Genomic DNA, 8,941 nt, shown 5'->3' with positions numbered 1-8,941 from the left:
GCCGAGGCCCGTGGCGACCGCCACAAGCACCACAGCCGCGACCAACGACGCGACGGCTGCGACGGTCGGCGACGACCACGGCGACAGCAGGCCGGCGACGGCGAAGGCGGCGGCGATCCCCGTCCCGCCCGCGACGGCTCGAGCCCGGTCGTCCCACCGGTCGGGGCGGGCGTCGTGCGCGTCGGCCGCGGCGTCGGTCACGTCGATCACCACGGGCGGCGGCGGCGCGGCATCCAGGCGCACGAGGCGCACGAGGGTGCCGTCGACGAGATCCAGCTGGTGAGGCGTCAGCGCGATGTCGATCTGCTCGCCGTCGGGTGCGATGACGGCCAGCGGACGCTCGACGGTGCCGGCGGTCTCGCCGAGCAGGTCGAGCAGGCGCGGCAGCGCGGCGCCGACGGGCTCGCCGCTGGGGACGACGACCTCGGCTCGACGCTCCGAGCCCGAGACGGTCAGGCGGGTGTAGATGCTCACGGGGTGACGGCTCCGGTCGGGGTCTGGATGGAGGTGCTCGTCTGCGCGCGCTCGGTGAGCAGCTGCGACACGAAGGACACGCCCACGCACGCGGCGCACGCGATCGCGGCGACGACGATGGATCCCATCAACCGCTTCATGTGATCGTTGACGGTGCGCCGCTCGCCGATGTGGCCGTAGACGAGGGCGGCGCCCAGGCGCATGCGCTGGATCTTGGCCTGCTCGATGAGAACCGTGTCGCGCTGGTCGGGCATCAGCGGGCTCCTTCCCGCGCGATGAGCTGGGCGCGCACCTGAGGGGCGAGATCGAGCAGTTCGGCGAGCCGAGTCGGATCCACCGTCGCCAGCACCTTGTTCAGGCGCGTCCATCCGCCGCCGTCGACGGATCCGAGCGGCACCTGTACGCCCGGGAGCCGGGGGCTGCCGACGGTCGTGCCACCGACGTCGTCGATCCAGCGCTTCGCGTCGATGCCCAGGGCTCGCACGCCCACGGGCCCGATCAGCAGCGCGAGGGGCTCAGGGTGGGGGGCCGCGGTAGCGCGGCGGGCGAGGTCGGGGGCGCCGATCGCCGCGAACGCGACGCCGATGAGCGGAAGCCCCACGGTCGCCGCTCGCGCCAGGAGTTCACGGGCCTCGGCCGTCGCCGCCGTTCCCGCGTCGCGCCCCACCCCGGGGACCGCGGCCCACACGCGCGTGGTCTCCTCGAGTCCCTCGCTGGTGCGGGCGGCCTGGATCGTCGCGATGACCGCGCGCTCGCTGCCCCCGACCGCGGTCCAGTGGCTGTCGAGGGGGACCCGCCGCCGTGAGCGCTCGGTGAGGTCGTCACGGTCCCAGGGGGCGAGGAGCGGTTCGACGGCGCCCCACGCCGCCGGTTCCGCCCCGGTGAACAGCGCGACAGCCGCCTCGGCGACCCCGCCCATCCGCACCGGGCGGGTCACGCGGTGACGCGTCGACACCGTCGCCACCACCTGCAGACTGGATGCCACCTGCGCCCGCACGAAGAGGGGGTGCACGTTCTCGGGCGTCGGGGCTCCGGCGGTGAGCGCGTCGGACGGAGCGTCGAGGCGCACGCCCGTGCGGGCATCGTAGAAGCCGTCGTCGCGGGCGCGGACGACCCAGTGACCCTGCACCGCCGACAGCACCTGGGCGAGCGGTTGCGTCATGCGCGAGTGCTCGCCCGAGACGATGATCGGGCGCAGACCCTGGGTGGCCGTCTTGTGCAGCCAGTCGCTCATCGCGGTGGTGAGGGCGATGATCGGCACGCGCGTCTCGGTGCCGACCCAACCGGGGCCGGCGGCATCGACGAGGGGGTGGTCGACGGTGGTCATGCGGCATCCCGAACGGTCAGGGTGCGGTCGCCGATTTCGAGGACGACACCGGTGGGCACGGGGGTGCGTTGGTGGGGGAGGAGGGGAGCGGACGCCCCGTCGCCGCGAACGAAGGTGCCGTTGGTCGAGCCCAGGTCGATGACCCACACCTGGCGGCCGTCCCACTCGAGGCGCACGTGCGACTTCGAGAGCGTGCGCGACATGTCGGCCCAGCGGTACACCTCGGCGGGCGCGTCGGCCGGGGCCGAGGGAGCGCGCCCCAGGGTGAGGGCGGTGTCGAGGGGCAGGCGTTCGCCGGAGTCGAGCACCAGCGTCGGCACGGTCCCGCGCCGGGCCCGGCCCGGGGTTACGGGGGCGGCCTTGGGGAACCGGAAGGGGGCGATCGCCGGCGCGAAGGGGTCGCGTCCGCGCCGCAGGTCGAACATGGCGAGCTTGCCGGATGCCAGGGCCCACAGTGCCGAGCCCCCCGCGGCGGCGCCGGTCGTGCGGCGGACGATCCGTGCGTCGACGGTGGCCGTACCGAGGGTGCGTCCGGTCCGCCCCAGCAGCCAGACGGCAACGGCGAGGAGGCCGATTGCGGCGATGACGAGGAGCCACCCGAGAGCGGATTGACCCGTCACGATGACGACGATCCCGCTGACGAGAAGAGCGAGCGGCATGACGACGTCGAGGGCTGAAGCGCCGACGATCTTTCCGGCGCGGGCGCGCTCGGTGAAGACGAAGGGGTCCACGTCGGCCAGGCGTGATGCTTCCTGCGTGCTCGTCATGCGTGCCTCCTCGACCTTCCACCATATGTGGGTCGCCGCGGTGCTGCCGAGTTGATGCGTCCCTTGCGTGGACAACTCACGGCGCGGCAGAATCGCGCACTCATCAGCACGTCTGCCCCTCCGCGTCCAGGCCGGGACGCGGAGGGATGCAGGCTCGATCCCGTCTCCCTCACGCGAAGCCGCAAGGAAGCGCAACGCGACCGCGCCGCGGCCGACGCGGGGAGAGCTGCGGGCATTCAGGCGACGAGCTGATCAGCTACGAGCTGCGTATCGCCGAGTTCAGTCCCCGGAATGCCGGAGACTTCGAAGACGCCGTAGTCCACCATGACGGCCGACAGTCGGCTGGCGGTCTCGGGGTCGTCGGTCAGGAGTTGGGCGCGTACCGCGCCGTCGTACTGTTCGAGCACGCGCAGGGGGACGCCGCCGAGAGTGGCCGTGAACCCGAGCTCGTAGACGTCGCAGGCCGCGAGGGGAACGGTTCTCGTCCATGCGCCGACGCGCACGGGGGACCACTCCGCGGACGTCTGCTCGACATACGAGGTGAGTTCCACCTGGTCGCCGTGGACATCCGCGGCGAACTCGGTCCCGCCGTGGACCGCGCGCGTGCCGAAGAAACGGCTGGATGGATGCCATTCCTCGACCGGCGGTTGATCTGGGAGCGCGGTCCACCCGCGCGCCGCTCCACCGTAAGCCGCGAGGAGCTCTTGTTGACCGTCGTCGGAGATCCGCCAGAGTTCGGCGCCGGGAGAGTAGCGCGTGGTCGACATGCTCCACACCGGAACGATCGCTTCGTCGACGGGACGAAGGAAGCCGAGCGGGTAGGACGGCCACGGCCGCTCCACCTGCGGTGGCGCGGTGAGGGTCGCGCACACGGGGACCTCGAAGCGGACGACGTCGACGTGACCGGAAGGATCCGACGGCCAACCGTATGCCTCCCTGAGAGCGTTGGCTGTTCGCAGCCCCGTCGCGTCTGCGGCTGCCACGACATGCCCCCCGACCTGCGCGTAGCCGCGTTCGCGGACGAGCTGAGACATCCCGGGGTGCAGGAGCTTCTGCAGGACGGCCCTCATGGGCTCACCATCGGGTGTCGTGTCGATTCGACGTGCACGTCGTCCACCTCACTCGGTTGCGTCAACGCCGACCACCCGTCGTTCTGGTTTCCGTCGAGTCCCGCGGCGAGAGCCTCGTCCGGCGTGGTGCCCGCGTACCAGACCCTGACCATTCCGCGGCGGAGGCCTGTCCTGATCCGCTCGCCCACCGTGACGGGCACACCGTGCCAGGTGCCGGTGACCTCCTGCGCGAAGCGAGCGGAGATCACCCGCCGCGGGAGTTTCACCCACGGATCCTGGGGGTCGTCGTTCATCTCGATCGCGTCAGGGAAAGCCTCGCGGGTCGGCGCGTCGTCCGTGACGAGGCGGACGTAGTCGTCACCACCGGAATGCCGCGAGTAGCGCTTCCCGCGGTACTCGAACTGCGTCTCGCTTACGGGCATTGTCGACGACATCCGTCACCCCACCGGTATCCACTCGCCGGCGCGTAGCACCGCGAAGAGTCGTTGCGTTCCATCATCCAGGACTTCCCACATCTCTGCGCCATCTCGCATATCGACACGTTGGGCGCGGTACTCCGGGATGATGTCGTCGCCCGTCTTGAGGAATCCGTTGCCCGTGAACGGCGGGCGGTAATGGTCGACGGACCCGTCGCCACCCATCGAGCTGTGCAGCTGGGGCTTCACCGACCCCGACGTGTCGATGTCCGGCTGGAACCGGACGACGAATGCCGACTGATCGTCCTTCAAGAAATTCGTTCCGGGATAGTCGAGCCGCAGGGATTGATAGAAGTCCGCGGGCGTCGTCAAGTGCGCGGTGTCTTCCGCGACCGAAACGGACCCGGTGATCGTGCCCTCGTCGCCGAGGACGATGTTCTCGCCCTGCCCGAATGTCAGGGTACCCGTCGAGTCGAAGTGCGGCTGGTCGAGCACCTTCTGAAAGACCGTGTCCGGAGATACCTGAGCGGTGAGTTCGTTCCGAACCCCGTTGACGACGGTCTTCTCAGCCGTGCTCAAGGTGTCGATCGGCCTGTTGATCAGGTCTTCGAATTGCGAGCGCGTCACCCCGTGCTTGTCGAGAAGCGGCGTGGTCACACGACTGTCGCCGAGCGACTCCGGCGCGAACGAGGTCGTGTGTTCGGTCCCGTCCATCATCGAGTACACGCGTCCAGGCGCCCCAGGCGCCCCAGGCGCCCCAGGCGTCGTCGTGTCGTTCGTGGACGCGTTCGCGTTATCGGGGGTGGTCCTCTCACCAGGACCGGCGTCTGAGCCATGGTCGTCTTGCCCGCCGTGGGGGACTCCGTCGTCGCCGCCGCGGCCCACGCCGCCACTCCCGATGCCGTTGTCGGAACCGAGGTGGCCGCCAGCGCCGGTGCCGTCGCCGCCCGCGGTGCTGTGGTCGCTGCCCGTGGAGGGCTCGCGCACGACCGTGGGCTCGCCCGCACTGCTCGTCTCGCGGCGGACGGGGGCGTCTTGGACGAGGGAGTCCACGGCGCCGGGACTCGCCTCACCGCGCACGCCACCGGCCGCCACGAGCTCGGGCTCGCGTACGGGCGCCGTAACACCGGCATCCACTCCGCCGTCGGTGCGCACGGGCGCGTCCGTACGCACGGGCACATCGCCGCCGCGCACGCCGTCGAAAGCGCCGGCGGGCATCTCGTCGCGGCCGGAGGGGATCTCGGCGGTCGGGGGGAATTCGTACACGGGCACGCCGTCGTCGATGCGGGCCGTGACGGTGCCCATGTCGACACCGGCGGTGTCGAGCGCGTTCAGCGCCGAGGACGCGTCATCGGCGACGAAGGGCATGTCGGGGGTGTTCAGGTGGAAGCCGTCGGTGGCGTCCGACCCGAGGCGCCCGATGAGGCCGTCGAGGCTGTGCAGTCCCGCGCCGCCCAGACGCATGGCACCGTTCATCGCGAGCGCGGCGGGGTCGACGAAGTCGACGACCTTCGCCATCTTCGACACGACGGAGGCCGCGGTCGAGGCGGTCTTGACACCTGCGACGGCCGCGCCGCCGACGGGGATGAGGGCGGTGCCGACGTTGAAGACCGACTCGCCGAGGGCGGTGCCGGGGTCGTCCTGCCACTTGTCCCAGGCGATGAGCGCCTTGCCGGTGTTGATTGCGGCCTCATCGGCCTGCGCCTTGAAGTCGCGCACCTCCTGGGGGAGGAAGCCGTCCATGCCCATGGACTGCATCAGGGAGTCCGACTGGAAGATGGGGGCGAGGATGCCGGTGTTGGCTGCGCCCGCGAAGAGCAGCATGCCGAGGTTGCCCCAGGCGGCCCCGTAGGCGTCGCCCGAGAAGAAGTCGCCGGTCTCGGGGTTGTAGCCGAGCACCAGGGTGCCCAGGCCCTGGACCGTGCCCCAGATGCCGCCGACGGCGATGCCCTCCCACAGGAAGTCCTTGAACACGAAGTTGACGGTCGCCTCGCCGCACCCCTCGGTGCGTTCGACCTCGGCGCCCCAGGGCATCTCGGTGCCCTCGGGGATCTCGGCGATGCCGTAGCCGAGGGAATCGTCCTCGGACTGGGCGGCGCGAAGCGGAGCCGCGCCATAGAGTGCGCGGATGCGGTTCGCGCACGCGCGCTCGGCCTCCCACAGCTTGACCTGCTGCGCGTTCACGGCCGCCAGCAACTCGTTGTTGCGGTCGACGTGCTCCTGCGACTCGTGCCACTCCTTCGTGACCGTGCGGTACTTGTCGGGCGTGGTGGCGGCTGTCGACGACGTCGTCGAGGACCCCCACGATCCCTGGTAGGTCGGCGCCGCGGTCGCTCCGCCGTAAGGCGACTGCGCCGCCGACCACGCGGGGTTGATCTCGCGCACCTGCACGCCACCCTGGATCGAGTCGACGAAGGCCTTCGCCTCGACGCGCAGCGCGTCGAGTTCGGTCTTGATCGGGCGGACGTCGTTCGCGAACGCGATGAGCGCGGCCGACACCTCGGCGAGGTTGTCACCGGCCTGGGTGGCCTGCGAGCTCACGGGGGCCATGAGCCCGAGCAGGGTGGGGGACTCCGGTGCCTCGTAGACACCGGCCATACCCTGCCATTTGAGGTTGACGTTCGAGCCGTGCTCCGTCACCTGGCCGGAGATGGTGCCGACGGTGCCGGCGTTCTCTTCGATGGCATCCGGTTGGATGTCGGCGCCGGGGATCTTCTCGTAATCGATGGGGCTGGGCATCACATCATCCCGTTCGGCAGAGCGGGCGGGTAGACGGTGGCGACGGCGGCCGACTGCGCGGTGGCGGCCATCTCCATGTCGCCGGCGACGTAGGCCTCGGTGGCGGAGACGACACCCTGGGCCGCCGCGCCGATGCGCGTGCTCATCCCCTGGATGCGCGGACCCTCCTCCTGCTCGAAGTACGCCTGAACCGCCTCGGAGATCGCACCCGACTGCGTCGCCGTCACCGCTCCTTCGAGAGCGGGGCTCAGCGCGTTCAGCGCCGTACCGAGAGCCTCGGCATCGACGTTGACGTCCTGCAGCACGGATACGACACCCGACGGCTGAATACGCCACGCTGTCATCGCCCGGTCCCCTTCACTTCTGTTCTGCGCGCACGTCGCTCATCCCGGACGCCGCGCACCGGCGATGCCGGGCGCGACCGCGCCCGGCACCGTGCGGCCCGTGTCAGCCGATCGACTCCACCGCCGCGCGAGCCTTGCTCAGCGCGGTCTGGGCCGACTCGTCATTGCGCTCGAGCGAGGAACGCAGCGTCTGGATGATGCCGCGCACCTCGGCGGCGGCGTTCTTCCATCGCAGTTCCTTGGCGCGGTAGTCCTCCGACACCCCGTCGGCGGAGTAATCGGCCATGGCCGCCTGCACGTCGCGGTCGCGCTGGTCGATCAGCGACTCCAGCAGCGCGGCGACCCGGTTGAAGTTGTCCTGTGCGTTCTGCGACGCCGCGATCGAGTAGTCGCGGCGGTCTCCCTGATTCACCATGAGTCAGTCCTCTCCGATCCTTAACGGGCGCCGAAGCGGGCGGCGTCGAACGACGAACCTGCTTCCAGGCCGGTGGTCTGGTCGACCATGGACGACTCGCCCTCCTGGAAGGAGCGGTCCATGCTCGAGATGCCGCCGAGCACGCCGTCGAGGGCGAGCTTCAACTCGGACGAGATCGCGTCGGTACGCGACTTGAAACGGTCGAACGCGGCGCGACCCGCGCCTTGGAACTGCCCCTCGAGCGGCTCAGCCGCCTCGAACAGTTGGCGCACCAACAGGGACAGCTCATCACTCGACCCCGAGGTTGCCTTCGTCAGCACACCCAGAGTGTCGGAACCCATTGCGAACTTCACGAGCCCACCCTTCGATCGTGAACAACTTGCAGCGAACTCGACGACTCTAACCAGCGCTCTCGGGCGGCGAAGCGAATATGAGAGAACTCTCCTTTTTCGCGCGCGGGGGAGGAGGGGTCAGTCGCCCGCTTTAGCGGCGGCTTTCGCGGCGCGCTTGTGTTCGCGCACCTTGGTCAGCGATTCGGGGCTGACGATGTCGGCGACGGAGCGGAACGAGCCCTCCTCGCCGTACGGTGCCGACGCCTCCCGCCAGCCGGTGCCGTCGTATCCGCGCTGCTTGCCGAGCAGGGCGACGAAGATCTTCGCCTTCTGCTCACCGAAGCCCGGCAACGCCTTCAGACGCTTCAGCACGGTCGCGCCGTCGGGGTCGTCGCGGGTCCAGATGTTCGCGGCATCCCCGTCCCAGTCCTGCTCGACCGCGGCGCACAGCGACTGGACGCGCTTGGCCATCGACCCCGGGAAGCGGTGCACCGCGGGCGACTGCGAGAACGCGGCGGCGAAGTCGTCGGGGTCGTCGTGGGCGATGGCGGCGGCATCCATCGACCCGGTGCGCTGCTGGATCTTCAGCGGGCCTGCGAACGCCGTCTCCATCGCGACCTGCTGGTCGAGCAGCATCCCGATGAGCAACGCGAGCGGGTTGCTCGACAGCAGGTCGTCGGCGGCGGGGTCATCGGTGATGCGCAGGCTCATGTCCCCATTCTCCCGCCGTGGCCCGTCGCGGGTCACCCGCGTTCGGCGACCCACTTCTCGGCGAAGGGCACGGCGTCCATCGTCGCGAGGTCGCGGGTGATCTCGTTCAGCTGGTCGGTGAAGGCGTCGACATCGCCCGGCGGGAGCCGCTTGACCACCGACCCGTCGACGCGGCGGATCACGATCTCGCTCACCGATGGCGCATTCCCGCCCGCATCGAAGAGGCCCATCACGACGGTGGCGGCCCAGCGCAGTCCGTTGCGGGCGCGGTCCTCACCGGCGACGGCGTAGACCTCGGATGCCGGTGTGTTCACGGCATCCATCCTGCCCGAGCCGACCTTCGCCC

At 70.3% G+C, this 8,941-nt stretch carries 12 protein-coding genes; all 12 read right to left on the bottom strand.

Annotated elements, in window-relative coordinates; genetic code table 11:
- Positions 1-474: EsaB/YukD family protein (locus tag RWP81_RS11340; RefSeq protein ID WP_314456168.1), on the bottom strand; the 474-nt coding region annotated here is incomplete at its 3' end.
- Complete coding sequence (locus RWP81_RS11335; protein WP_055951860.1) at positions 471-728, bottom strand: hypothetical protein; 258 nt, start codon at positions 726-728, stop codon at positions 471-473. The genes RWP81_RS11340 and RWP81_RS11335, both read right to left, overlap by 4 nt.
- Positions 728-1,801, bottom strand: coding sequence for a DUF6177 family protein (locus tag RWP81_RS11330; RefSeq protein ID WP_314456165.1), 1,074 nt, complete (start codon positions 1,799-1,801; stop codon positions 728-730). Before RWP81_RS11330 ends, RWP81_RS11335 begins: the two co-directional genes overlap by 1 nt.
- Entirely contained in the window at positions 1,798-2,568 is a 771-nt protein-coding gene (locus RWP81_RS11325) for an FHA domain-containing protein (protein WP_314456163.1), read from the bottom strand. The genes RWP81_RS11330 and RWP81_RS11325 overlap by 4 nt, the downstream gene beginning before the upstream one ends.
- A gap of 236 nt (positions 2,569-2,804) precedes the next feature.
- Entirely contained in the window at positions 2,805-3,638 is an 834-nt protein-coding gene (locus RWP81_RS11320) for a hypothetical protein (protein ID WP_314456161.1), read from the bottom strand.
- A complete protein-coding gene (locus RWP81_RS11315; RefSeq protein WP_314456159.1) occupies positions 3,635-4,060 on the bottom strand; it encodes a hypothetical protein in 426 nt (141 codons plus the stop codon). Before RWP81_RS11315 ends, RWP81_RS11320 begins: the two co-directional genes overlap by 4 nt.
- 15 nt (positions 4,061-4,075) lie before the next feature.
- Positions 4,076-6,793 (bottom strand): hypothetical protein, encoded by a 2,718-nt coding sequence (locus tag RWP81_RS11310; protein ID WP_314456157.1) that lies wholly within the window; start codon positions 6,791-6,793, stop codon positions 4,076-4,078.
- Complete coding sequence (locus RWP81_RS11305) at positions 6,793-7,137, bottom strand: DUF6507 family protein (protein WP_314456155.1); 345 nt, start codon at positions 7,135-7,137, stop codon at positions 6,793-6,795. Before RWP81_RS11305 ends, RWP81_RS11310 begins: the two co-directional genes overlap by 1 nt.
- A gap of 103 nt (positions 7,138-7,240) precedes the next feature.
- A complete protein-coding gene (locus tag RWP81_RS11300; protein WP_055951837.1) occupies positions 7,241-7,552 on the bottom strand; it encodes a pore-forming ESAT-6 family protein in 312 nt (103 codons plus the stop codon).
- Positions 7,553-7,572: 20 nt separating this feature from the next.
- Positions 7,573-7,905, bottom strand: coding sequence for a hypothetical protein (locus RWP81_RS11295; protein ID WP_055951834.1), 333 nt, complete (start codon positions 7,903-7,905; stop codon positions 7,573-7,575).
- Positions 7,906-8,022: 117 nt separating this feature from the next.
- Positions 8,023-8,595: an HhH-GPD-type base excision DNA repair protein gene (locus RWP81_RS11290; RefSeq protein WP_314456152.1), complete on the bottom strand. Its 573-nt coding sequence runs from the start codon at positions 8,593-8,595 to the stop codon at positions 8,023-8,025.
- Between the two features lie 32 nt (positions 8,596-8,627).
- Positions 8,628-8,941 (bottom strand): hypothetical protein (locus RWP81_RS11285; RefSeq protein ID WP_314456151.1); only part of this gene is annotated, 314 nt, incomplete at its 5' end.

This window comes from uncultured Microbacterium sp., assembly GCF_963521695.1.
Lineage (GTDB): Bacteria > Actinomycetota > Actinomycetes > Actinomycetales > Microbacteriaceae > Microbacterium.
The sequence above is the reverse complement of the archived record's forward strand: the minus strand, read 5'-3'. Positions and strand labels throughout refer to the sequence as shown.